The sequence below is a fragment of the Nocardioides ungokensis genome, assembly GCF_013466985.1.
Taxonomy (GTDB): Bacteria; Actinomycetota; Actinomycetes; order Propionibacteriales; family Nocardioidaceae; genus Nocardioides; species Nocardioides ungokensis.
This window is the reverse complement of sequence record NZ_CP059164.1, coordinates 488270-509615: the sequence shown is the minus strand read 5'-3', so window position 1 is coordinate 509615 and position 21346 is coordinate 488270. Positions and strand designations below refer to the sequence as shown.

The window sequence follows — 21346 nt, the reverse complement described above, 5'->3', positions numbered from 1 at the left end:
CGGGGATCTCATCAGCCCCGGGCGTTGACCGGGGCCACGCCCACCGCTTGACTCGGAGCACCCGCGTGGAGGCCCGCACGGGTCCGGAACCGAGCGTGGAGTCGCAACGAGATGAGCCACGACCACCTGTCGTACGAGCAGCTCCCCCCGCGGGCGCGGCGTCGCCTCGCCCTCGCGTCGCTGCTGCGGTCGGCGGTGGTCGCGGTGGCCATCGTCGTGGGCTACTTCGTCCTGCCGATGACCAAGCTGCAGGCGGCGGAGGCGGGCGTGCTGGTGGCCGGCATCACCGTGGTCGCCCTGCTGCTGGCCTGGCAGATCCGCGAGATCACGCGCTCGCCGTACCCCCGGATCCGGGCCGCGGGAGCCCTGGCAACCTCCGTGCCGCTCTTCCTGATCATCTTCGCCACCAGCTACTACCTGATGGACCAGAGCCAGGAGGGGCAGTTCACCGAGCCCCTGAACCGGCTCGACTCGCTCTACTTCACCGTCACGGTCTTCGCGACGGTCGGCTTCGGCGACATCGCCCCCGTCTCGCAGGCGGCCCGCATCGTCGCCATCCTGCAGATGATCGGCGACCTCGCGATCATCGGCCTGGCCGCCCGGTCGCTCTTCAACGCGGTGCAGAGGGGGCTCGAGCGCAGGGGCGAGTGAACGCTCAGCGCTCGGCGCGAGCGCGCTCCGGCTGCTGCTGCTTCTGCCGGCGCAGCCAGACGAGCCCCGCGATCGGCAGCACCGCCGGGACGAAGCCGTATCCGATGCCGTAGTCGGACCACACCGAGGCATCGGGGAACCAGTCGCCCTGCACCAGGCTCAGGGTGCCGACCGTGAGCACGCCGGCCAGCTCGACCCACAGCATCACGCTGGCGAAGCCGGTGTGGCCGACGGAGGCCCGGCGGATGGCCACCCAGCCTGCGGCGTACGTCACCGCCGCGACCGCGGAGAGGGTGTAGGCGATCGGCGCTCGTCCGGCGTCGGTGGCCAGCTGCACCGCCGCCCGGGCGCCGGCGGCGAGCGTGAACAGGGCGTAGAACGTGAGCAGCACCTTGTGCGGGCCGCTGCGGGGAGCCGTGTCAGGCACCGTGCCCCCACGTCATCTGGAGGCGTACGGCGACCACGGCGACGGCCAGGGCCGCGACGGTGACCACGCCGGACGACCAGGTCCCGCGGTCCTCGGCGATGGACTGCATCGCGATCGGCAGCACGCAGACCGCCGCGACCAGGTAGCCCACGTGCGCCGACATCTCCTCGGGACGTTGCCCGTTGAGCATGCTCCCCACGCCGGCGACCGCGCGCACGACGAGCAACAGCTCGAGGATCCAGACCATGTGGTCGAGCCAGGTCGGGCGCGGGACCCGGCGCACGGTGACGACGAGGGCCACCACGGCGACGAGGGCGGCGTACCCCGCCGCGACCAGGGTGAGCTGGCCGAGCGAGGTGTGGAGGGCGTCGTGCATGGACCATCATCGCGTCCCGCCCCTCGAGCCCGGAGACCGCATGACCACAGCTGTCCCACCGGCCGACGTCGTGGCCCGGCTGCGCGCCGCCGGGTGTGTCTTCGCCGAGGAGGAGGCCGCGCTGCTCGTCGGTGCCGCCGGCTCCAGCGGGGAGCTCGAGCGGATGGTCGCCGACCGCGTGGCCGGCATCCCGCTGGAGGTCCTGGTGGGGTGGGCGGAGTTCTGCGGCCTGCACGTCGTGGTGCTGCCGGGGGTGTTCGTGCCGCGACGACGCACCGAGCTGATGGCCCGACACGCGACCCGCCTCGCTGCCAGGGGCTCGGTGGTCGTGGACCTGTGCTGCGGCACCGGCGCGGTCGGCGCCGCCGTCTCGGCGTCCGTCCCCGGCGCCGAGGTGTACGCCGCCGACCTCGACCCGGCGGCGGTGTCCTGCGCCCGGCGCAACCTCCCGCCGGAGCGGGTCTTCGGCGGCGACCTCTACGACGCGCTGCCCGGCGGCCTGCTCGGCCGCGTCGACGTGCTCGCCTGCAACGCGCCGTACGTCCCGACGGACGATCAGCCTGATGCCGCCCGAGGCGCGCCTGCACGAGCACCGGGTGGCGCTCGACGGCGGCGTCGACGGCCTCGACGTCCAGCGCCGGGTCGTGGCCGGCGCGGCCGCCTGGCTGGCTCCCGGCGGGCACCTGCTCGTCGAGAGCAGTGTCGCCCAGGCGCCGGTGACCGCGCGGCTGATGAGGGAGGTGGGCCTCGTCCCCGAGGTCGTCCACGACGAGGAGGTCGGCGGCACGCTCGTCGTCGGCGCCCGACCCGGGCCCGGCTGAGCGGCCGTCCGTCAGGGTCGTCCGGCCGGCTCGCGAGGGCGTCCCGTGCCGTCGACCTCGGTGCCGCCGACCTCGAGGCCTGCCACCTCGTCGAGGAGCAGCCGGTTCAGGCGGAACGCGTGCCGGACCTCCTCGACCACCTCCTCGCGCTGGTCCTCGGTGAGCGGGAGGTCGTCGAGCGTCGCCCGGTAGGCCCCGCTTGTAGGCCACCGGCTTCGGGACGTCGGGGAAGTCGTAGGAACGCCAGTCCGGCCGGTCCAGTCCCTGGCCGGGGGTAGCCGCGGCGCAGCGCCCGGGCCAGCATCCGGCCACCGGAGAGGTCGCCGAGGTAGCGCGTGTAGTGGTGGGCGACCAGCAGGTGCGGTCGGTGCGCCGCGCGCTCGATCCGCTCCGGTAGGCGGCGGTCGCCGCCGAGGTGGCCGCTCCGGCATCGCCCGGCGCCCAGTGGGCGAGGTCCCGGTCGAGGGCGTCGAGACGGCACAGGGCATCGTCGTGCACCGGGGCGACCCGCGACGTGGTGGCGCTGCTCGTGGACCGCCGTCTCGAGGGCGGCGTAGACGGCGCGCAGCCGGCGCAGGTAGGCGGCGTACCGCGCGGGGTGAGCCCTGCCGGCCATCAGGTCCGCGACGAAGTCCGACGACTCGGCGTGCTCGTGGTCGCCGCGGGAACCCTCCCGCATGGCGAGCGACAGAGGGAGCGACGGGTCGGCTGCTGGGTGCACCTGGTTCCTTCCGCGCGGGGACGGTGCCCACGCTAGGCCAACGCCTTGCCGCCGGGCACATCGCGCCATCCGGGCGCGCGGGCTATCCTCGCCACGTGGACGACTTGTCTTACTCATCCAGCTTCGACGAGGGCTCCTCGACCCTGGCCGCCCGCGGCGAGATCGACGAGGCAGCCGGCATCGTCCTGCGCGACGAGATCACGAAGTACTCCAACGACTTCGCGCGCACGATCCGCATCGACCTGAGCGGGGTCGACTACTTCCCGAGCCTGGCCGTCGGCGTGCTCGCCACGGCCCGACGCAAGGCCGAGACGGCCGGCGTCGACCTGGTGCTGGCGGCCGCCGACGGGACCGTCGCGCAGCGGGTGCTCACCATCTGCGGTCTCGACCACGAGACCGCCTGAGTCAGGAGGCCGGGGGCATGGGGGACTCGAGGATGCCGACGACGGCGACGCCCGGTGCGCGGACCGAGACCCACGAGCTGCCCTTCTCCCGCGAGACCAACCGGCGGGCCCGCCGGCTGCTCGCTGACTTCGTCGGTCGTCAGAAGCTCGGGGCCGACATGGCCATGGACGCCGCGATCGTGCTCGGTGAGCTGGTGGCCAACGGGCTCGACCACGGCCGGCCGGACCCGCACCTCGGACTCGAGGTGTCGTGGATGCTCGAGAACCACAGCCTGCGGCTGAGCGTGCTCGACGGGGGTGGCCGGACCCAGCCGCACGTGGTGGCCGCCGAGGCCACCGACACGCGCGGCCGCGGCCTGGCGATGGTCGAGGCACTCTCGTCGTCGTGGTGGGTGGAGCGCCAGGGCGGCACCCGGGTCACCGCCGTGCTCCCCGTCCACTGACGGGTGCGGCCTCAGGCGGGGACGTCGGACTCCGGCGGGTCGCCCTCGTCGTCTGCGGAATCCAGGTAGGGCAGCGCGCAGACCATCAGCACCCGCTGGGCGACGCTGCCGCGCCGTGCGACCAGGTCCACCTGGCTGCCGGAGCGGTCGGCGGCAGCGATCGCCTTCGTCAGCACCCCGACGGCGACGCTGGGGAGGTAGTCGACACCACTGAGGTCGACGGCCAACCGGCCGCCGGGCCTGGTGCCGTGCTCGGCGAGCAGGTTGCGCAGGGTGATGATGCCGTAGTCGTCCACGTCGCCGCGTACCACGAGGGTCTCGTCGACGATCTCTGCCTGAAATGTTCGGTCCAGCACCGGCCCAGCCTAGGGGCACTCCCCTCTCGGCCCCTACCACCCCTAGAGGTGAGGGCAACCCAATCCAGCGGAGTCCCGCGAGGGATAGGCTGGCGCGATCGTCCGGCCGAAGGAAGCCGGCACCCGCCGCGGAAGGTTCCATGGTCGACAGTCCCGACGTACGACACACGCCCGCCTACGGCGCTGTCGACCTGCAGAACTGCGAGGACGAGCCCATCCACATCCCGGGGGCCGTCCAGCCGCACGGCGTGCTGCTCGCGGTTGATCCGGGCACTCTCGAGGTGGCCATCGCCTCCGCCAACTGCGAGGCGATGACCGGCGTCGCCCTCGCCGAGGCCGTGGGCAGTCCCCTCTCCGCGTTCATCGGCGACGACGCCGCCGCCGAGGTGCACCGCCGAGCCGCCGACCAGACCTTCCGCGAGCCGCTGATCGTGCGGCTCCCCGCATCGGTCACCGGCACGCTGGGCGGCGAGGAGGTCGACATCAGCCTCCACACCTCCGGCCACCGCCTGGTGGTGGAGATCGAGACCCTGGGCCGCCCCCGTTCGGTGATGCTGAGCTACCAGTCGGCGCGCGGTGCCATGGGCAGGCTCGCGGACGAGACCACGACGCTCGGCCTGGCCACTCGCCTCGCCCACGAGGTCGCCGCGCTCACAGAGTTCGACCGGGTCATGGTCTACCGGTTCGACCGGGACTGGAACGGCGAGGTCATCGCCGAGGAGCGACGCGAGGACCTCAACCCGTTCCTCGGCCTGCACTACCCCGCCGCCGACATCCCGGCCCAGGCCCGCCGGCTCTACACCGTCAACTGGACCCGCCTGATCGCCGACGTCGACTACGCGCCGGTCCCGCTCCAGCCCGTGCTCGACCCCGGTACCGGCGCCCCGCTGGACCTCTCCCTCTCGACGCTGCGCAGCGTCTCCCCCATCCACCTCGAGTACCTCCACAACATGGGCGTCACCGCGTCGATGTCGATCTCCCTGGTCATCGACGGGGAGCTGTGGGGCCTGATCGCCTGCCACCACTACTCGGGTCCCCACCGGCCGAGCCAGGACGCCAGGGCTGCGGCCGAGTTCCTCGGGCAGGTGGCCTCCCAGCAGATCGCCGAGCGCCTGCGCTCCGACGCGCGCGAGGAGGACCTGCTGACGAGGTCGATGCTGGGCCGGGTCGTCGGCCGGGTGGCGGCGTCGTCGGCATCCGCCCTCGACGCCCTGCTCGACGACCCCGAGATCATGGACCTGATGGGCGCCACCGGCATCTCGATGCGCTACGACGGGATCATTCGCAGCGTCGGTGACGTGCCGCCCCCCGAAGCCGCTGCGTACGTCGCCCATGCCCTGCTCGGGCCCGAGGACGGCTCGTTGGGCTTCAGCGACCACGTCAGCGAGCTCGACGAGCGGCTCGCGTCGTACCGCGGTCTGCCCGCGGGCGCGCTCGTGATCGGGACGCTGCCAGACCGCTGGATGATCTGGTTCCGCCCGGAGCTGGAGCAGACCGTCGACTGGGGTGGCGACCCCCGCAACAAGCATCTGGCCACCACCGAGGGACCGGCGGTCCGGCTCTCGCCGCGCAAGTCGTTCGACAAGTGGCGCGAGATCGTGCGCGGCCGCAGCCGGCCGTGGCAGCCCGAGCACGGCCGGGCGGCCCAGCAGCTGCGCAGCCAGGTCAACGGCCTGCTCCTCAAGCGCTCGCGCGACCAGATCGAGGTGGCGGAGTCGCTGCAGCGCAGCGTGCTGCTCGACGGCACCCCGGACCTCGACGGGGTCGACGTGGCGGTGCGCTACACCACCGCGGAGTCCTACCAGCTCGGGGGCGACTGGTGGGACTGGCTGGAGCTCGACGGCGACCGCGTCGCCTTCGTCATCGGCGACGTCGCCGGGCACGGGGTCTCCGCCGTGGCCGCCATGACCCAGGTGCGCGCGGCCCTGCGGGCCTACCTCTTCGCCGGCACTCCCCCGGGCGCCAGCCTCGACCAGCTCGACCTGTTCATGGCCGAGCTGCTCGGGGACCAGATCGCCTCCGCGCTGGTCGTGACGATCAACCGGGCCACCCGCGAGCTCGAGATGGCCAGCGCAGGCCACCCGCCGCCGCTGGTGCTGTCCTCCGACCCCACGCTGTCGGCGCAGCCGACCGCGCGACCGGTCCTGGGCCTCGGCGCCGGCAAGGCCACGCCCAGCCGGGTCACCGTCCCGTCGGGCACGACCCTGCTGCTCTACACCGACGGGCTCGTCGAGCGTCGCGGCACCGACCTCTTCGACAACCTCCGCATGCTGGCCGACGTGGCCGGCAGCGGCCCGTCGCAGGGGGACCTCGAGCACTGGGTCGACCGCATCCTCGACGCCGTGCCGGGGCAGGGTGACGACGACACCACCGTCCTGGCGCTGACCGTCCACTGACCCTTCCGCCGAACCGTCTCGCCGGGAGAGGAGCCACATGTTCGACGAGCTGACCACCACGCCGGCGACGGCGCTCCAGGTCGTCGTCGCCACCGTCGTGGTCTACCTCGTCTTCCTGGTGCTGGTGCGGCTGGCCGGGCAGCGCACGCTGACGACCCTGTCGGTCCCCGACCTCGCCTGCGTGATGGCCCTCGGCGCGATCATCGGGCGCACCGCGCTGCTGGCGGTGCCCACGCTGGCCACCGGCGTGATCGCCCTGGTGACCCTGATGCTGATGCAGCGACTGCTGTCGCTGCTCCGCCGCAGCGGTATCGACCGGTGGCTGCACCCGGCGCCCGTCGTCCTGGTGCAGCACGGACGCCTGCTCCACGACAACCTGGCGGGGGCGAGGGTCTCCCACGACGAGCTGCGTCAGCAGCTCCGCCTCGCCGGCGTCGCCTCGCTCGCCGAGGTCGACCGCGCGGTGCTCGAGCGCACCGGTGACATCAGCGTCCTGCGCGCCGCGCAGCCGGTCGACGGCTGGCTTGTCGCGGACCTCGACGTCGACGAGTTCCCGGAGGGCTCCCAGGAGCCCTAGAATCTTTACCGCAGAGGGTTTCACGCGTCTTGGAGGTGGGTTCGGCGCGTCGTACCGACGCACCCGGAAGGCCCCCCACCCGTGTCCCTCTCTCCTCCTACCGACGCCTGCTCGAGCTCGCCGGACCGGCGTACGTCGTCACCGCGTTCCTCGGCCGGCTGCCGCTGGCGATGAGCCAGCTCGGCACCCTCCTGCTCGTCTCGACCGCCACCGGCCGGTACGCCGAGGGCGGGCTCGCCGCCGGTGCGCTGGCGGTCGCCAACGCCGTGAGCGCACCCGTCGCAGGCACCCTGGCTGACCGACTCGGCCAGCGGCCGATCGTGCTGGCGCAGTCCCTGGCAGGTGCGGCGGCCCTGGCCACCCTGGTGCTGCTGGTGCACCTGCACGCCTCCAGCGTCGTCCTGGTCGCCACGGCCGGGCTGGCCGGGCTCGCGCTCCCGCAGATAGGCCCGCTCGCCCGGGTGCGCTGGCGCCCGCTCACCGCCGGCACCGGGGAGCACCAGCGCCGCCTGGTCGACGCCGCCTTCTCCTACGAGGGAGCTGCCGACGAGGCATCGTTCGCCGTCGGTCCCGCCCTGATCGGCCTCGGCGCCGTCGCCGTCTCCCCGTCGGGGGGCCTGCTCGCGGCGGCGGCGCTGCTCGCGGTCTTCGGCTCGGCCTTCGCCCTGCACCCGTCTGGCCGCCACGCCGCCGGCCGGGCGGTCGGGGCGACGGCTGGCCGGCTGCTGACCGTCGCCTTCGTGGTGCTGGTCCTGGCCCAGCTGGCCATCGGCGCGCTCTTCGGCGCCACCCAGACCGGCGCCACGGTGCTGGCCACCGGCGTCGGCCAGCCCGGTGCGGCCGGCCTCGTCCACGCCATGCTCGGCGTGGGCAGCGCCGCCGCCGGCATCGGCACCGCATTCGTGCCGGCGCGGATCGGCCACGAGCGGCGGGTCCTCGTCTCGGCGGTCGCGCTGCTGCTGCTGTCCCTCCCGCTGCTCCTGGCGGACGGGCTGGTCGGACTGACAGCCACGGTCTTCGCGCTCGGCTTCGCGGTCGCGCCGTACATGATCGGCGTCTTCACCCTGGGCGAGCGGATCGTGCCCTCGGCCCGGGTCGGCGCCGCCATGACCGTCCTGGCCAGCGCCACCGGGGTCGGCTACGCGCTCGGGTCGAGCATCGCGGGCCGGCTCGCCGACACCCACGGCCACACCGCGGCGTTCACCGTCACCGTCGCCGCGACCGTCTTCGCCGTGGTGCTCGCCGGCTCGCAACAGCGTCGCCTGCGCCGGGCCGCGGGCCCGCGGACGCCGGCCGAGCCCGAGCCGGCGCGCGCCGAGGTCGGGGCGATGGCACCCGGGCGTCGGTGACCTTCTGCCCTTCTGGAGGCGGGCGCCGCACGGTGACGCTGGCAGCGACGGCGTACCGCCGCCGCCTCGACACCAGGGGGCACCATGACACCGGAGCAGCACGGCACCGACGGCCAGGACGCGCTGCTCGGGGCGATGATGAACCTGACCAGGTTCCACCGCGAGCACGAGGAGTTCTACGCCTCCTCACCCCGCGAGTTCGCCGTCACCCTGCAGCGACATGCCCGGACGCTGCTGGCCCTGGCGGACCGGTGGTCGACGGCCGAGCCGTCCACACGCGCGGTCCTCAGTCCCTACGAGGGCGCCGAGGACCTCAACAGCCCCGCTGCGGTGCAGCTCGACGGCATGCTGTTCCTCGAGGGTGAGGGCCGCCCGGCCGAGCTGACCCCGATCATCCGCGACCTACGAAACGCGGCCGACGACCAGCGCGGCATCGGCGAGTGGCTGGCCAAGGCCATGGAGTCGTCGTGGGCGATGGCGGCGACCCTCGTGGAGGTCGACGGCCTGGCCGACATGCTCGGAGAGCGGCACCGCATCATCGCCAACGACTGGCAGGCCGCGACCATGAACACGGTGACGGCCCGCGTCCTCGACCGCGCCGCGGACCTCCTCGAGCACGTCGACTTCAGCCCCGCGGCGTTGCGCGCCGACCTGGCCGCCGGCCGCGTCTCGGCCGGACTGCTCTACTCGGCCGCCGAGATGATCTCCCACGCCGCCGATCTCTGCAGCGAGTCGGCGGGGCTCGTCCACGGCAACGAACGACGGTGGCGGACCTTCCGCCTGCGCGTGGGTGAGGTTCTGGCCCGCGCGCGGGACGACGCCGAGGTCTCCCGCTGAGCCGGGACGACGCCCCCGCGACCGGGCCGGCGCAGGAGAGCTACGCCTGGCCCTTGGTCGCGCTGGTCCTCGTGATCCTGCCGCAGGTCCTGGTGCCGGCGAGCATGCGGGAGGGGCCGCCGCTCGTGGTGCCCGCGATCGAGGGGACCGTGGTCGTGGTGCTTCTCATCGTGGCCGCGAAGCCGGGTCCCGTCCCGCGGGCCGCGCGCCCGCTGGTGCTGTGCCTGAGCGGCGTGCTGATCGCCGCGAACACCGCGGGGGCCGCCCGCCTGGTGATCGTGATCATGCGTCCCACCCCGCACGGCGAGTCACCGGCCACCGTCACGCAGCTTGTCATCGGAGCCGCCCTGGTGCTCGCCGCCAACGTCGTCACCTTCGGGCTCTTCTACTGGCAGATCGACGGGGGCGGGCCCGCCGGCCGAGCCGCCGGCATCCGGGTCTACCCCGACTTCCAGTTCCCCCAGACCGGGACCGAGGGGCTCGGTCCGCCGGACTGGCAGCCGCGCTTCCCCGACCACCTGTACGTCGCGTTCACCAACGTGGTCGCGTTCAGCCCCACCGACACGATGCCGCTCACCCACCGGGTCAAGGGGCTGATGGCGGTCCAGTCGGTGATCTCGCTGTGCGTGATCGGGCTCGTGCTCTCGCGGGTGATCAACATCCTGCCGCCGTGACCCCGCGATGACGTCGGCGACCGGTCGTCGTCCGGGCCGGTCAGCTGCTCCGCTGGGCGGGCATCTTCGAGATCATCCAGTCGACGAGCTCCGAGGTGTTGCGGGTCTGGAACCACACCCGCCCGGGACCGGTGAAGTCGGTGACGAGACCCTCGCCGCCCAGGATCGTGGACTTCCAGCTGCCGGCCTTGCGGACGGCGTACTGCACCGAGCCGTCGAAGGCGACGACGTGGCCGGTGTCGAGGGTGAGCACCTCATCGGCCACGAGGTCGAGCCGCCGGATCGCGCCGTAGCTCGACACCAGCAGGTCACCCGACCCGGTGCACCGCAGCAGCACCAGTCCCTCCCCGCTGAAGAACGACTTGCCCCCGCCCCACTTGGAGTCGACGTCGACCCCCGGGTCGGAGGCCGTCCAGGAGCCGGACTGCACCATCACGGTGCCCGTGCCGTCGAGCGGGACCAGCGTCATGTCGCCCGGCAGGACCGCGGCCACGCCGACGAGGCCACCCTTCTCGGAGCTGAAGTCGTTGACGAAGAAGCTCTCGCCGCCCAGCGACCGGCGCAGGCCCTTCATGAACCCGCCGCGCGTGGACGTGGCCATCCGGATGTCGCCGCGGGTCAGCGCCATGGCGCCGGCTTCCACCCGGACGGCTCCCCCGGCCGGCACGGTGATCTCGCCGAGGGCGAAGGAGGGGCCTGAGTGGATGTCGACCTGCATGCGATCTCTCCTCGGTGCGGCTCGGGGCGTGGTGGTGCCCTGTCTACCCGCTGCCCGCCCGCCGGTCCCTCACCCCGACGGGATGAGCCGGCACCCCGTGGTTCAGGCGAACCAGCCAGGCGACGCTGCCCCGAACGCCTCCCGGTCCAGGGCGCTCGCCCCCGCGGGGAGGGTGGCGATCACGGGCACTCCGGTCACCCGCGGCAGATCCTCGACGTTGCACCGCTCGGCCAGGCCCGGCTCGGCCGGCCAGGAGCCGATCACCAGCCCGGCCGGCTCCAGGCCCCGGCTGCGCAGGGCCCCGACCGTCAGCTCGGCGTGGTTGAGCGTGCCGAGGCCGGCGCCCACCACGACCACCACCTCGGTCGTCACGGTCTCGGCCAGCTCGGCGGCGAGGTCGAGCAGGGTCCCTCCGTCGGTGTCCAGCCGCACCAACAGGCCGCCGGCCCCCTCGACCACGACCGTGTCGTGGAACTCCGAGAGCACCCGCACCCGGTCGGCGTACTCCGCGACCGGCGGCAGCCGCAGGCCCGCGCGGCGGGCCGCGGTCTCCGGCGCGAGCGGCTCGTCGAGGGCGGTGAGCTCCTGCACCGCGCAGCCGGTGAGCCGGTGCACCTCCCCGGCGTCGGAGTCCCCGTCCGCGACGCCGGTCTGCACCGGCTTCACGACCACCACCGTCTCGCCGGCGGCCGCCGCGCGTGCGGTGAGCGCCGCCGTGGCGACGGTCTTGCCGACCCCCGTGGAGGTCCCGGTGACGACCACGACCCGACGCAGCCGCTGGCTGCTCACGCGTGCTCCTTCACGACCGCCACCAGCACCTCGGTGGCCCGCGACCAGTCCTCCGCCCGCACGCCCGCACCTGCCGTGATCCGCAGCCGCGAGATCCCGTCGGGCACCGAGGGCGGCCGGAAGCAGCCGACGCGGACACCCTGCGCGAGGGCCGCCGCCTGGGCGGCGACAGCCACCCGGGGTGAGGGCATCGGCACCGAGAGCACCGCACCCGCCGACGGTTCGACCCCCAGCGCGCCGGCGAGGTCGGTCACCCGAGCGCGGATCAGCGCGGGCATCTCGGGGTGGGCGCGCAGCTCCCCGAGTGCGGCCAGGGCGGCCGCGGCCGACGTGGGCGCCAGCCCGGTGTCGAAGATGAAGGGCCTGGCCCGGTTGACCAGGTGCTCGACCAGCGCCTGCGGGCCGAGCACGGCGCCGCCCTGGCTGCCCAGCGCCTTCGACAAGGTGGCGGTCACGACGACGTGCGGCAGCCCGGCCAGGCCGAGCTCGGCGACGATCCCCGGCCCGTGGACCCCCAGGCCGTGCGCCTCGTCGACCACCAGGAGGGCGTCGTGCTCCTCGCAGACCGCGGCGAGCTCGACGAGCGGCGCCCGGTCGCCGAGCACCGAGTAGACCGACTCGGCGAGCACCAGCGTGCGCCGGTCCCCGGCGGCCACGAGCGCCGATCGGACGGCGGCCACGTCGTTGTGCGGGACGACGGTCAGCCCGGCGCGTGACAGGCGCACGGCGTCGACCAGCGAGGCATGGACGTGCGCGTCGGACACCACCCGACAGTCGCGCCCGGCGAGGGCCGTCACCACCGAGAGGTTGGCGTGGTAGCCGGTCGAGTGGACCAGCGCGGCCGGCTGACGCAGGTACGCCGCCAGCGCCGCCTCGAGGTCGGCGTGGACCTGGAGGGTGCCGGTCACGAGCCGCGACGCCCGGGCACCGGCGCCCCAGGTGCGTGCCGCGGCGGCCGCCGCGGCGACGACGGCCGGATGGTGGGAGAGGCCGAGGTAGTCGTTGCCGGCGAGGTCGATGACCCGGTCGCCCGCGGGCCGGGGCACCAGCGTGCGGCGCAGTCCGTCGCGCTCGCGCTGGTCGGCCTGGTCGCGCAGCCAGTCGCCCCACCGGCCGTCGATCGGCTCGGTCATGCGACCACCGCCGCGGCCTCGATCGCCGTACAGATCGAGGCGACGTCCTCGTCGCTCGTGACGTACGGCGGCATCGTGTAGATCAGGTCGCGGAAGGGGCGCAGCCACACGCCGTGCCCGAGGGCCGCCTCGGTGGCCTTGCCGACGTCGACCGGGTGGTCGAGCTGGACGACGCCGACCGCGCCGAGGGTGCGCACGTCGACCACCCCGGGAAGGTGCCGCAGCGGCGCCAGGCCGGCCTCGAGGCCGGCGTTCACCCGCGCCACCTGCTCCCGCCAGGCGCCGGTTGCGAGCAGGTCGAGACTCGCCAGCGCGACGGCGCAGGCGAGCGGGTTGCCCATGTACGTCGGCCCGTGCATCAGCACGCCCGACTCGGAGTGGGAGAGGCCTGCCGCGATCCGGGGCGTGCACAGGACGGCAGCCAGGGTGAGGTAGCCGCCCGTGAGCGCCTTGCCCACGCACAGCACGTCGGGGACCACCCCGGCGGCCTCGGCGGCGAAGAAGGTGCCGGTCCGGCCGAAGCCGGTGGCGATCTCGTCGAGGACCAGCACCAGGCCGTGCCGGTCGGCGACCTCGCGCATCACGGTGAGGCAGGCGGCGGGGTAGACGTACATACCGCCCGCACCCTGCAGCAGCGGCTCGACGACGATGCCGGCGAGCTCGTGGGCGTGCTCGGCGGCCACTTCCTCGAACGCCGCCGCCCAGGCGGCAACGCCGTCCTCCGTGGCGGGCGGCCGGGGCGCGAAGACCTGCCGGGGCAGGAGGTCGGCGAACATCGAGTGCATCCCGCCGACCGGGTCGCAGACGCCCATGCAGCCGAAGGTGTCCCCGTGGTAGCCGCCGCGGACGGTGAGCATCCGGGTGCGCTCCGGGTGCCCGACGCCCCGCTGGTACTGCAGCACCATCTTCAGCGCGACCTCCACGCTCACCGACCCGGAGTCGGCGAGGAAGACGTGCTCGAGGCCTGCGGGTGCGAGCTCCACCAGCCGCTGCGCCAGCCGGATCGCCGGCTCGTGGGTGAGGCCGCCGAACATCACGTGGGCGACGTCGTCGGCCTGCCGGGCGAGCGCGGCGTTCAGCGTGGGGTGGTTGTAGCCGTGGATCGCCGCCCACCACGACGACATGCCGTCGACGACCTCGCTCCCGTCCCCGAGGGTGAGCCGGACGCCGCGGGCTCCGGTGACCAGGCGCGTGGGTGCCGGGTCGGTCATCGAGGCGTAGGGGTGCCACACGTGGGCCCGGTCGAGGTCGAGCAGGGACTCGAGGGCGGCGGGGGCGACGGGTGACGCGGTCATGGTGGGCCGAGTCTAGGCCCATTCCTGAACACCGTTCAGAACAGTGTTCAGTTCTGGTCTACGCTGTCGCTCGTGACGGACATCCTGGAACGTGCCCGCGACCGAGCCCTCGACCGCGGCGAGGGCCTCTCGTACGACGAGCTGGTGGAGGTCCTGCGGCTGCCGGACGACCAGGTCCCCGCGCTGCTCGAGCTGGCCCACGGCGTACGCATGAAGCACTGCGGTCCGGAGGTCGAGGTCGAGGGGATCATCAGCCTCAAGACCGGCGGCTGCCCCGAGGACTGCCACTTCTGCAGCCAGTCCGGTCAGTTCACCTCGCCGGTGCGCTCGGTCTGGCTGGACATCCCGCAGCTGGTGCGGGCCGCCGAGGAGACCGCCGCCACCGGCGCCACCGAGTTCTGCATCGTCGCCGCGGTGCGTGGCCCCGACGAGCGGCTGATGTCGCAGGTGCGCGACGGGATCAGGGCGATCCAGGAAGCCGTCGACATCAACGTCGCGTGCTCGCTGGGCATGCTCACCCAGGAGCAGGTCGACGACCTGGCGGCGATGGGCGTGCACCGCTACAACCACAACCTCGAGGCTGCGAGGTCCTACTTCCCGTCCGTGGTGACCACGCACTCCTACGAGGAGCGCTGGGACACCTGCCAGATGGTCCGCGCGGCCGGCATGGAGCTGTGCTGCGGCGGGCTGGTCGGGATGGGCGAGACCCTCGAGCAGCGCGCGGAGCTCGCCGCCCAGCTGGCCGAGCTCGACCCGCACGAGGTGCCGCTGAACTTCCTCAACCCGCGGCCCGGCACGCCCTTCGGCGACCTGCCCCTGATGGACTCCGCCGACGCGCTGCGCACCATCGCCGCCTTCCGGCTCGCGATGCCCCGCACGATCCTGCGGTACGCCGGCGGCCGCGAGCTCACCCTCGGTGACCTCGGCACCCGCGACGGGCTGCTCGGCGGCATCAACGCCGTCATCGTGGGCAACTACCTGACCACCCTCGGCCGCGACGCCGACGAGGACCTCGCGCTCCTCTCGGACCTCAAGATGCCGATCAAGGAACTCGCGAAGACTCTCTAATGGGTGGCTACTGCGGCCTCTGCGGCGAGCCGCGGGACGACCTGCCCCACGCGGCCTGCGATGCCCGCCTGGCCCTGGAGCCGCCCCGGTTCTGCACCTCGTGCCGGCGGCGGATGAAGGTGCAGGTGACGCCGCGCGGGTGGTCGGCCGAGTGCGTGGAGCACGGGGTCGTCACGGGCTGACGAGCTCGGCCAGGAAGTCCTCGGTGAATCGACGCACACCGTCCCACTCGGTGTAGACGTAGTCGCGAGACACGTCGGTGCCGAGCTCGCCCGGCTTGGTCTTCGCGATCCGCTTCATGAGGTGCCGGGTGAGGAACCCGTACTGCGTGTAGAGCAGCGCGCCGCTGAAGAGGGCGACCTTCGAGGGCCGCCACTTGGTCTCCTGCTCGAAGTCCTCGAGGTACTTCTCCGCCTCGCCGGTGTCACCGTGGCGGCCAGGCTCACCGAGAAGAACGCCGACGGGATCCGTGCGAGGACGTCCCGGTTGCGCTCCACGAACTCCCCGAGACGCTTGTCGTGCTTCCCCCGGTGGATGGAGGCGCCGACGATGACGCCGTCGTACGCCGTGAGGTCGACGTCCGGGGCCTCCTTCAGGTCCACCGGCTGGGCCTCGAGGTCGTGGTGGATGACCAGGTCGGCGATGTACTCCGCGATCTTCGCGGTCTGGCCCTCGGAGGTCAGGTAGGGAATGCAGATGCTGGTCACGATCGCCCGCCCTCCTGCGGTCGGTGGGTCGAGCCGCCGCGACCGGGCGGCCCCGCTGTGCCGAACCTCCCAGCCCGGGCGGGGCCGGCACAGGGGCGAAGGTCACCGGTGCGGGACGCGCGCCTCGAGCAGCTCCTCGATCGTGGTGAGGACGCCGTGGTCGAGGTTGGACGGCGCGCGGAAGCTGGCCCGCTCCAGCACCTCGGGGTGCGCGTTGGCGACGGCGAACGAGCCGGCGGCCTCGTCGAGCATCTCGAGGTCGTTGAGGTAGTCGCCGAACACGACGGTCTCCGCACGGGTGATGCCGAGCCGCTCCTGCAGGCGCCGCACCGCGACGCCCTTGTTGACGCCGGCGCCCATCAGGTCGACCCAGTGCTTGCCGGACACGACGACCTGGTGGGACTCGCGGAACGACGTCAGGGCCTCGGCGGCGCCGGCGACGGCGTCGCCGAAGTCGAAGACCGCGACCTTGACGATCTCGTCCTCCACCTCGAGCACGTCGTCGACCCGGGCGAGCTCGCGGTAGTACGGCTCGGCCCGGTCGAGGAACCCCCGGTCGCCCCGCTCGACGTAGGCCGAGCGCTTGCCGCAGACCACGACACCGAGGTCGGCGCGCCCGTCGTCGTGGAAGGCGCGCAGGGTGTCGACGGCAGCCACGACCGCGTCCCGGCCGAGGCCGGAGGAGCTCAGCTCCTGCCCGTCGCGCACGACGTACGCGCCGTTCTCGGCGACGAACACCATGCCCTCCGAGGCGCGGTCGAACATGTGCGCCAGCGTGGCGTACTGGCGCCCGCTGGCCGGGGCGAAGGTCACCCCCGCGTGGGTCATCCGCTCCAGCAGCGACCACAGCCGGTCGGGGACCCGGCCCCGGCCGTCCAGCAGCGTGCCGTCCATGTCGGCGACGACGAGGCGGGTGCTCGCGGGCAGGAACGCGGTGTGGGACGACGGGGTCACGGGTGGCTGCTCCCAAGGGTCGGGTGAGAGCCGCCGCGGTGCGACGGCCACGACCAGTCTCGGGGACGGCGTAGGGGCGAAGGTCACCGGGAACCACCCGGCCGGCGCTTGACCGCCTCTCCCCGCTGCTCGACGCTGAGGAGATGGCCAGTCACCAGGCGGGCGACCAGGTCTCGCTGCCTCTGCTCACGCTCGGCCGTGTCGACCTGCTGCGGATCCAGGTCGGCTACCGGGCGAGGCCCGACGGGGCGGCGTACGAGCAGTTCCTGCTCGACCTGCCCGCGCCGGAGCCCGACGGTCCTGACGCCTCCGAGCCGGACGAGGCGCGGGTCCTCGCGGCGCTGGAGCCGGTCCTGTACGCCGGTGCCGACGCCCCGCGCCACTACTCCCTCCACCGGCACCGGTGGCACACCAGCTGGGGCGCGAGCCCGGGCGCCCTCGAGATCGGGCTCCTCGTCACCACCGGGCCGCGCACCCCAGCCGTCGCCGAGGCAGCACTCGAGGGCGTGGTCCACGCCTTCCGCGAACTCATCGGCGCCACTGGTGAGCCGGTGGCGACACCGACCTCCCGCGAGGCCGCCCTCGTGCGCGCCCGGCGCGCAGCGGCGACGGCGTACGCCCTGGACCCCGACACCCTGTCGCTCAGCTCGGAGGAGCACCACCCGGCCGAGAACTCCTGGTCGCTGGCGCTGCGCACCCCGGAGCGGGACAGGTACGACGTCGAGGTCGGCCTGGTCGACGGCCACGCCGGCTCGGTGCGTGTGCGGCACGTGGACCACACCGAGGTGTTCGACTCCGTCGGCTCCGAGTGAGGCCGGGGGCTCAGACCTCGGACGCCTCGGTCGTCTCGGGGGCGGCCGATCCGCGGCTGCTGCCCGGCTGGACGTCGGGGATGCGGCCGGAGAAGAACAGCGAGACCAGGGCGATCATCGCCAGCACGCCGAGGGCGGCGTCGAGGCCGTCGATCCGGGCTGCGGCGTTCTCGTCCACCGCGATCTGGGTGGCCTGGCCACTGGCGCCCCTGTCGGCCATCGCCGACTCCACCTGCTTGTCGGACAGGAACGGGACCCCCGAGGCCAGGTCCACGCTGGCCTGCGACGCCACGTTGTCGGGGACGTCGGGATTGGCCTCGAGCCCGGAGATCAGCGAGCTGGTCAGGGCGGCGATCATGACCGAGCCGGCGAGCGCGGTGCCCAGTGACGCCCCGAGGTTGGTGGCGGTGTTCTGCAGTCCGCCGACGTCGCTGCTCTCCTCGGTCGGCACGGAGGAGGCCGTGACACTCCCGAGCTGGGAGGCCAGGCACCCCATCCCCAGGCCGATGACCAGCATCGGCCACGAGACCACGGTCGCGTCGGCGTTCGCATCGATGGCTGACATCAGGATCACGATCCCGGCCAGCATCAGCAGGATGCCGACCCGGACCACGCGACGCGGCGAGACGTCGGGCAGCAGCTTGGGGACCCCCATCGCCGCGGCCAGCAGGCCGACGGACAACGGCATGACGCGCAGCCCGGTCTCGATCGCCGACACACCCAGCGCCACGGACAGGAACAGCGGGACGACGAAGAACACGCCGGCCTGCAGCAGGAACTGGAAGGAGAACATCACCAGCCCGCCGTCGAGCTGGGTGTTCGCGAACATCGAGGGCCGCACCAGCGGGTCGCGCCCGGCGCGGAGGACGTGGGCCTCCCAGCGGAAGAACACCCACACCACGATGAGTCCCGCCAGGATCAGCCAGAACGACGCGGAGAGGTTGAGCAGTGCCGGGGCATCCGGCTTGGGCCGCACGAACCCCCACTCGCTGGTCCTCAGCACGCCGTAGACCGCCATCCCGAGCCCCACCACGGACAGCAGCGTCCCCACCAGGTCGAGGCTGGCCTTCTCCACGACGGGCGCGTCGCCGATCTTGCGGGACATGAGCAGGATGAGGGCGACGATCACGACCTCGCCGAAGAACACCAGCCGCCACGAGGCGTACGTCGTCGCGGCCCCGCCGATCAACGGCCCGACCGCGACCGCACACGCGCCCGCGGCGGCGACCAGGCCGTAGGCCCTCGGCCGGCCGGCCACCTCGAAGTTGGTCGCCACCAAGGCGACGATCGCCGGCATGATCAGGGCCGCGCCCATCCCCTCCAGGAAGGACCAGCCGATGATCAGCACGGTGAGGTTCTGGGCGATCCCGGTGACGAAGGAGCCGGCTCCGTAGACCACGCAGCCGATGGAGAAGGCCCTGAGCCGCCCGATGTTGGAGCCGATCTTGCCCCCGGTGATCATCAGGGTCGCCATCACGAGTGTGTAGAGGGTGATCGCCGTCTGGATGCCGGTGATCGACGTGCCGAGGTCCTGTGCCACCGTCGCCATCGACACGTTCATCACCGAGCTGTCCAGCGTCATCAGGAACTGGGCCGAGGCCAGGGTCAGCAGGATCCCGCCGGTCGCCCTCGCCGTACCGGTTGCCAGCGTGTCTTGACGGTCCACGCGCCCTCCCTGCCGTCATGCGGCACACGAACCCCGCTGGAGCCTCCAGTCACACATCGCGACTGCCCCGATCGTGGACCCGGCAGGGACGGTCGGGCATCACCCGCGTCGGATGAGGGCCGCGTGAGATCACCGACCGGCGAGCGGTAGCCTCGTGTGCATGCCCGAGAACGACGACCTCGACCCCGGCGCCAACACGCAGATGTGGCAGGCCTTCGTCGATCGCGCCGATCCTGAGCCGTCCCGGTCGTCCGGGATGCGGGTGGCCCTGGTCGCCGCGGCTCTCGTCGTGCTCGTGATCGTGGTTGCCCTCGCCTGGCTCCTGTTCGGCTGACCCGCCGGCGGTCCCACTCAGCGCATCATCGCGGGGCCCATGGCCCCCGGTGGTGGCACCATCCTGCTCAGGTAGTCGGCCTCGTCGCTCACCCAGCCCACAGGGAGCCGCCTCTCGGGGTGGCCGGACCGGCGGTGAGCTGGCCACCGTTTCCGCCGACCGAACGGTGGCTGACCCACCGCCGTACGCGTGACCTGCCCGACCCACTTGGCCAGCGGTGAGCTGGCCACCGTTTCCGCCGACCAAACCGGGGCTGACCCACCGCCGGGCACGCGACCGGCCTCGGACCAGCGGGCATGAAGAAAGCCCAGGCCCGAGCGCGTTGGTGCACTGGTGGCGCTGACCTGGGCTTCTGTGTGGAGCCGCCTGTCGGAATCGAACCGACGACCTATTCATTACGAGTGAATCGCTCTACCGACTGAGCTAAGGCGGCGCGCTGCCCGGCTCTGGTCCGAGGACCTGGTCCGGGCAACCCGGGGAAGTATACGGACGTCTCCGCCCGGTCGCGAAACCGGCGTCCGCACCCCGGAGGGGTGAGGATCAGGCCGCGAGGGTGACCTTGGTGGAGCGCGTCGCGGCGCGTCCGGCGGTCATCGCCTGCTCGGTGCCGCACCAGCAGGTGAAGGACACGACTCCCCCGCCTCGCACCCGACGCCGGGTGGGTCTCACGGCGCCCACGCCAGTTCGACACGCTCGCGATCGTGCACCGCGCCGGGGCCACCCTGTCCCCCGCCGCCCGCCTGATGATCGAGCTCGCCACCACCCGCATCCAGGCCATCGCCGAGCCGGTCCGACCACGCTGAGAGAGCTCGCCACCGTCCTCCGGTATTATCTAGTAAGTCACTAGACAATAAGTACGGAGGATCGCATGACCATCAGCCTCGACCGCACCACGCAGACCCTGTCCGTCCAGCGCCTCGGCGGCCGCATCGGGGCCCGCATCGACGGCGTGCGCCTCGGCGCCGACCTCGACCCCGACACCGTCTCGGCCATCCGGGCGGCACTGCTCAAGCACAAGGTGGTGTTCTTCCGCGGACAGGACCACCTCGACGACGCGGGACAGGTCGCCTTCGCCGAGCAGCTCGGGACCCTCACGACCGCCCACCCCACCGTCAACACCGGCAGCGCGCACGTCCTGAGCCTCGCCGCCACCAAGGGCATGGCGGCCAACAGCTGGCACACCGACGTCACCTTCGTCGACCGGATCCCGGCCATCAGCATCCTGCGCGGCGTCACCATCCCGGAGTACGGCGGCAACACCGTCTGGGCCAACACCGTCGCGGCGTACGAAGCCCTCCCGCTGTCGCTGAAGTCGCTCGTCGAGCACCTGTGGGCGGTGCACAGCAACGAGTACGACTACGTCGCCGACGTCGAGGACCCGGAGAACGACGGCCCGGACCGCGACGCGCTGGACCGCGAGCAGTTCCGCTCGACGTACTACGAGACCGAGCACCCGGTCGTGCGCATCCATCCCGAGACGGGCGAGCGCGCCCTGGTGCTCGGGCACTTCGTCAAGCGCTTCCTCGGCCTGAACTCATCGGAGTCCAGCGCGCTCTTCCAGCTGCTGCAGAACCGGGTGACCCGCCTGGAGAACACCATCCGCTGGACCTGGGCGCAGGGCGACGTGGCGATGTGGGACAACCGCGCCACCCAGCACTACGCCGTGGCCGACTTCGACAACCACCGCCGGGAGGTGCGCCGGGTGACCGTCGCGGGTGACGTGCCGGTCAGCACCGACGGCCGTCAGAGCCGGGTCGTCGTCGGCGACTCGGACGGCTACACGCGCATCGACGAGCTGATCAGCTGACCCACCGCCGGAGGACGGCCCCGGTCTGCTG

General features: G+C 72.9%; 27 protein-coding genes, 1 tRNA gene and 2 pseudogenes. 15 read left to right on the top strand and 15 right to left on the bottom strand.

Translation table 11 applies throughout. The annotated features are described in order from the left end of the window. Window positions 1-111: 111 nt before the first annotated feature. Complete coding sequence (locus tag H0S67_RS02570; protein WP_180935320.1) at window positions 112-651, top strand: potassium channel family protein; 540 nt, start codon at window positions 112-114, stop codon at window positions 649-651. A 4-nt stretch (window positions 652-655) separates the two neighbouring features. Here H0S67_RS02570 and H0S67_RS02565 read toward each other — a convergent pair whose 3' ends face one another. Both H0S67_RS02565 and H0S67_RS02560 read right to left on the bottom strand, forming a co-directional pair. After that, a complete protein-coding gene (locus tag H0S67_RS02565) occupies window positions 656-1078 on the bottom strand; it encodes a hypothetical protein (protein WP_180935319.1) in 423 nt (140 codons plus the stop codon). Beyond that, window positions 1071-1454, bottom strand: a complete 384-nt coding sequence (locus H0S67_RS02560) for a hypothetical protein (RefSeq protein WP_180935318.1) — start codon at window positions 1452-1454, stop codon at window positions 1071-1073. The genes H0S67_RS02565 and H0S67_RS02560 overlap by 8 nt, the downstream gene beginning before the upstream one ends. Between H0S67_RS02560 and H0S67_RS27160 the strand changes: the two are divergent. Continuing rightward, window positions 1453-1965, top strand: a pseudogene (locus tag H0S67_RS27160) (methyltransferase); the annotation flags it as partial. The gene H0S67_RS02560 and the pseudogene H0S67_RS27160 overlap by 2 nt on opposite strands. Before the next feature lie 52 nt (window positions 1966-2017). Next, window positions 2018-2275 (top strand): class I SAM-dependent methyltransferase, encoded by a 258-nt coding sequence (locus H0S67_RS24250; RefSeq protein WP_246355454.1) that lies wholly within the window; start codon window positions 2018-2020, stop codon window positions 2273-2275. Window positions 2276-2286: 11 nt separating this feature from the next. On the opposite strand, the gene H0S67_RS26385 is transcribed toward H0S67_RS24250, so the two are convergent. Together H0S67_RS26385 and H0S67_RS02550 are read right to left on the bottom strand one after the other, a co-directional pair. Beyond that, window positions 2287-2415 carry a hypothetical protein gene (locus H0S67_RS26385; RefSeq protein ID WP_281369062.1) on the bottom strand — a complete coding sequence of 43 codons (129 nt, stop codon included), beginning with the start codon at window positions 2413-2415 and terminating at the stop codon, window positions 2287-2289. Then, complete coding sequence (locus tag H0S67_RS02550) at window positions 2382-2954, bottom strand: biliverdin-producing heme oxygenase (protein WP_219635446.1); 573 nt, start codon at window positions 2952-2954, stop codon at window positions 2382-2384. The genes H0S67_RS26385 and H0S67_RS02550 overlap by 34 nt, the downstream gene beginning before the upstream one ends. A gap of 137 nt (window positions 2955-3091) precedes the next feature. Between H0S67_RS02550 and H0S67_RS02545 the strand changes: the two genes are divergently transcribed. Beyond that, a complete protein-coding gene (locus tag H0S67_RS02545; RefSeq protein ID WP_180935317.1) occupies window positions 3092-3400 on the top strand; it encodes an STAS domain-containing protein in 309 nt (102 codons plus the stop codon). Between the two features lie 17 nt (window positions 3401-3417). After that, window positions 3418-3843 carry an ATP-binding protein gene (locus tag H0S67_RS02540; RefSeq protein ID WP_180935316.1) on the top strand — a complete coding sequence of 142 codons (426 nt, stop codon included), beginning with the start codon at window positions 3418-3420 and terminating at the stop codon, window positions 3841-3843. An 11-nt stretch (window positions 3844-3854) separates the two neighbouring features. On the opposite strand, the gene H0S67_RS02535 is transcribed toward H0S67_RS02540, so the two are convergent. Then, window positions 3855-4199: an STAS domain-containing protein gene (locus H0S67_RS02535; protein WP_180935315.1), complete on the bottom strand. Its 345-nt coding sequence runs from the start codon at window positions 4197-4199 to the stop codon at window positions 3855-3857. A gap of 140 nt (window positions 4200-4339) precedes the next feature. Here H0S67_RS02535 and H0S67_RS02530 point away from each other — a divergent pair, with 140 nt between their 5' ends. From H0S67_RS02530 to H0S67_RS02510, 5 genes are all read left to right on the top strand, one after another. Further along, window positions 4340-6595 carry a SpoIIE family protein phosphatase gene (locus tag H0S67_RS02530; protein WP_180935314.1) on the top strand — a complete coding sequence of 752 codons (2256 nt, stop codon included), beginning with the start codon at window positions 4340-4342 and terminating at the stop codon, window positions 6593-6595. Window positions 6596-6632: 37 nt separating this feature from the next. Then, the gene (locus H0S67_RS02525) at window positions 6633-7172 is read left to right on the top strand and encodes a DUF421 domain-containing protein (protein WP_180935313.1); all 540 of its coding nucleotides are present in this window, start codon (window positions 6633-6635) and stop codon (window positions 7170-7172) included. A gap of 35 nt (window positions 7173-7207) precedes the next feature. Further along, a complete protein-coding gene (locus H0S67_RS02520) occupies window positions 7208-8521 on the top strand; it encodes an MFS transporter (RefSeq protein ID WP_246355317.1) in 1314 nt (437 codons plus the stop codon). Window positions 8522-8605: 84 nt separating this feature from the next. After that, on the top strand, window positions 8606-9358 hold the full coding sequence (locus H0S67_RS02515) for a hypothetical protein (RefSeq protein ID WP_180935311.1): 753 nt from the start codon (window positions 8606-8608) through the stop codon (window positions 9356-9358). Window positions 9359-9411: 53 nt separating this feature from the next. After that, window positions 9412-10032: a hypothetical protein gene (locus H0S67_RS02510; protein WP_219635445.1), complete on the top strand. Its 621-nt coding sequence runs from the start codon at window positions 9412-9414 to the stop codon at window positions 10030-10032. A 40-nt stretch (window positions 10033-10072) separates the two neighbouring features. On the opposite strand, the gene H0S67_RS02505 is transcribed toward H0S67_RS02510, so the two are convergent. From H0S67_RS02505 to H0S67_RS02490, 4 genes are all read right to left on the bottom strand, one after another. After that, window positions 10073-10750 (bottom strand): TIGR00266 family protein, encoded by a 678-nt coding sequence (locus tag H0S67_RS02505; protein ID WP_180935310.1) that lies wholly within the window; start codon window positions 10748-10750, stop codon window positions 10073-10075. Between the two features lie 102 nt (window positions 10751-10852). Then, window positions 10853-11539, bottom strand: coding sequence for a dethiobiotin synthase (gene bioD / locus H0S67_RS02500; protein ID WP_246355064.1), 687 nt, complete (start codon window positions 11537-11539; stop codon window positions 10853-10855). Then, a complete protein-coding gene (locus H0S67_RS02495) occupies window positions 11536-12672 on the bottom strand; it encodes an 8-amino-7-oxononanoate synthase (protein WP_180935309.1) in 1137 nt (378 codons plus the stop codon). The genes bioD and H0S67_RS02495 overlap by 4 nt, the downstream gene beginning before the upstream one ends. Continuing rightward, window positions 12669-13967, bottom strand: coding sequence for an adenosylmethionine--8-amino-7-oxononanoate transaminase (locus H0S67_RS02490; RefSeq protein ID WP_180935308.1), 1299 nt, complete (start codon window positions 13965-13967; stop codon window positions 12669-12671). The genes H0S67_RS02495 and H0S67_RS02490 overlap by 4 nt, the downstream gene beginning before the upstream one ends. 72 nt (window positions 13968-14039) lie before the next feature. Here H0S67_RS02490 and bioB point away from each other — a divergent pair, with 72 nt between their 5' ends. Then, a complete protein-coding gene (gene bioB, locus H0S67_RS02485; RefSeq protein ID WP_180935307.1) occupies window positions 14040-15035 on the top strand; it encodes a biotin synthase BioB in 996 nt (331 codons plus the stop codon). Continuing rightward, window positions 15035-15217, top strand: a complete 183-nt coding sequence (gene bsaP / locus H0S67_RS27775; RefSeq protein ID WP_180935306.1) for a biotin synthase auxiliary protein BsaP — start codon at window positions 15035-15037, stop codon at window positions 15215-15217. Before bioB ends, bsaP begins: the two co-directional genes overlap by 1 nt. Here bsaP and H0S67_RS26380 read toward each other — a convergent pair. The 3 genes and pseudogenes from H0S67_RS26380 to H0S67_RS02470 all read right to left on the bottom strand — a co-directional run bounded on the left by H0S67_RS26380 (window position 15207) and on the right by H0S67_RS02470 (window position 16696). Beyond that, complete coding sequence (locus H0S67_RS26380) at window positions 15207-15335, bottom strand: hypothetical protein (RefSeq protein ID WP_281368943.1); 129 nt, start codon at window positions 15333-15335, stop codon at window positions 15207-15209. The two genes, bsaP and H0S67_RS26380, sit on opposite strands and share 11 nt — an antisense overlap. Window positions 15336-15472: 137 nt before the next feature. Next, a pseudogene (locus tag H0S67_RS02475) lies at window positions 15473-15742 on the bottom strand (flavodoxin domain-containing protein); the annotation flags it as partial. 102 nt (window positions 15743-15844) lie between these two features. Continuing rightward, window positions 15845-16696 (bottom strand): Cof-type HAD-IIB family hydrolase, encoded by an 852-nt coding sequence (locus H0S67_RS02470; protein WP_219635443.1) that lies wholly within the window; start codon window positions 16694-16696, stop codon window positions 15845-15847. Window positions 16697-16839: 143 nt separating this feature from the next. Between H0S67_RS02470 and H0S67_RS02465 the strand changes: the two genes are divergently transcribed. Continuing rightward, on the top strand, window positions 16840-17508 hold the full coding sequence (locus H0S67_RS02465; RefSeq protein WP_180935305.1) for a hypothetical protein: 669 nt from the start codon (window positions 16840-16842) through the stop codon (window positions 17506-17508). A 10-nt stretch (window positions 17509-17518) separates the two neighbouring features. Here H0S67_RS02465 and H0S67_RS02460 read toward each other — a convergent pair whose 3' ends face one another. Beyond that, window positions 17519-19174, bottom strand: coding sequence for an MFS transporter (locus tag H0S67_RS02460; protein WP_246355063.1), 1656 nt, complete (start codon window positions 19172-19174; stop codon window positions 17519-17521). Between the two features lie 160 nt (window positions 19175-19334). Here H0S67_RS02460 and H0S67_RS02455 point away from each other — a divergent pair, with 160 nt between their 5' ends. Next, the gene (locus H0S67_RS02455) at window positions 19335-19508 is read left to right on the top strand and encodes a hypothetical protein (protein WP_180935304.1); all 174 of its coding nucleotides are present in this window, start codon (window positions 19335-19337) and stop codon (window positions 19506-19508) included. Window positions 19509-19865: 357 nt separating this feature from the next. Here the strand turns inward: H0S67_RS02455 and H0S67_RS02450 are convergent. Continuing rightward, window positions 19866-19941, bottom strand: a tRNA-Thr gene (locus H0S67_RS02450). A gap of 107 nt (window positions 19942-20048) precedes the next feature. Continuing rightward, window positions 20049-20177 (bottom strand): hypothetical protein, encoded by a 129-nt coding sequence (locus tag H0S67_RS26375; protein WP_281368942.1) that lies wholly within the window; start codon window positions 20175-20177, stop codon window positions 20049-20051. A 199-nt stretch (window positions 20178-20376) separates the two neighbouring features. Here H0S67_RS26375 and H0S67_RS02440 point away from each other — a divergent pair, with 199 nt between their 5' ends. Next, window positions 20377-21315 (top strand): TauD/TfdA dioxygenase family protein, encoded by a 939-nt coding sequence (locus H0S67_RS02440; RefSeq protein ID WP_180935303.1) that lies wholly within the window; start codon window positions 20377-20379, stop codon window positions 21313-21315. Window positions 21316-21346: the final 31 nt, after the last annotated feature.

What these genes read in the sequence shown, in the direction of transcription:
- H0S67_RS02495 (WP_180935309.1), bottom strand. Translation starts at nt 12,672, where the DNA reads ATGACCGAGCCGATCGACGGCCGGTGGGGCGACTGGCTGCGCGACCAG.
- H0S67_RS02515 (WP_180935311.1), top strand. Translation starts at nt 8,606, where the DNA reads ATGACACCGGAGCAGCACGGCACCGACGGCCAGGACGCGCTGCTCGGG.
- H0S67_RS02560 (WP_180935318.1), bottom strand. Translation starts at nt 1,454, where the DNA reads ATGCACGACGCCCTCCACACCTCGCTCGGCCAGCTCACCCTGGTCGCG.
- H0S67_RS02465 (WP_180935305.1), top strand. Translation starts at nt 16,840, where the DNA reads ATGGCCAGTCACCAGGCGGGCGACCAGGTCTCGCTGCCTCTGCTCACG.
- H0S67_RS02570 (WP_180935320.1), top strand. Translation starts at nt 112, where the DNA reads ATGAGCCACGACCACCTGTCGTACGAGCAGCTCCCCCCGCGGGCGCGG.
- H0S67_RS02530 (WP_180935314.1), top strand. Translation starts at nt 4,340, where the DNA reads ATGGTCGACAGTCCCGACGTACGACACACGCCCGCCTACGGCGCTGTC.
- H0S67_RS02455 (WP_180935304.1), top strand. Translation starts at nt 19,335, where the DNA reads ATGCCCGAGAACGACGACCTCGACCCCGGCGCCAACACGCAGATGTGG.
- H0S67_RS24250 (WP_246355454.1), top strand. Translation starts at nt 2,018, where the DNA reads ATGCCGCCCGAGGCGCGCCTGCACGAGCACCGGGTGGCGCTCGACGGC.
- bsaP (WP_180935306.1), top strand. Translation starts at nt 15,035, where the DNA reads ATGGGTGGCTACTGCGGCCTCTGCGGCGAGCCGCGGGACGACCTGCCC.
- H0S67_RS02505 (WP_180935310.1), bottom strand. Translation starts at nt 10,750, where the DNA reads ATGCAGGTCGACATCCACTCAGGCCCCTCCTTCGCCCTCGGCGAGATC.
- H0S67_RS26380 (WP_281368943.1), bottom strand. Translation starts at nt 15,335, where the DNA reads ATGAAGCGGATCGCGAAGACCAAGCCGGGCGAGCTCGGCACCGACGTG.
- H0S67_RS02540 (WP_180935316.1), top strand. Translation starts at nt 3,418, where the DNA reads ATGGGGGACTCGAGGATGCCGACGACGGCGACGCCCGGTGCGCGGACC.
- H0S67_RS02440 (WP_180935303.1), top strand. Translation starts at nt 20,377, where the DNA reads ATGACCATCAGCCTCGACCGCACCACGCAGACCCTGTCCGTCCAGCGC.
- H0S67_RS02525 (WP_180935313.1), top strand. Translation starts at nt 6,633, where the DNA reads ATGTTCGACGAGCTGACCACCACGCCGGCGACGGCGCTCCAGGTCGTC.
- H0S67_RS02550 (WP_219635446.1), bottom strand. Translation starts at nt 2,954, where the DNA reads ATGCGGGAGGGTTCCCGCGGCGACCACGAGCACGCCGAGTCGTCGGAC.
- H0S67_RS02490 (WP_180935308.1), bottom strand. Translation starts at nt 13,967, where the DNA reads ATGACCGCGTCACCCGTCGCCCCCGCCGCCCTCGAGTCCCTGCTCGAC.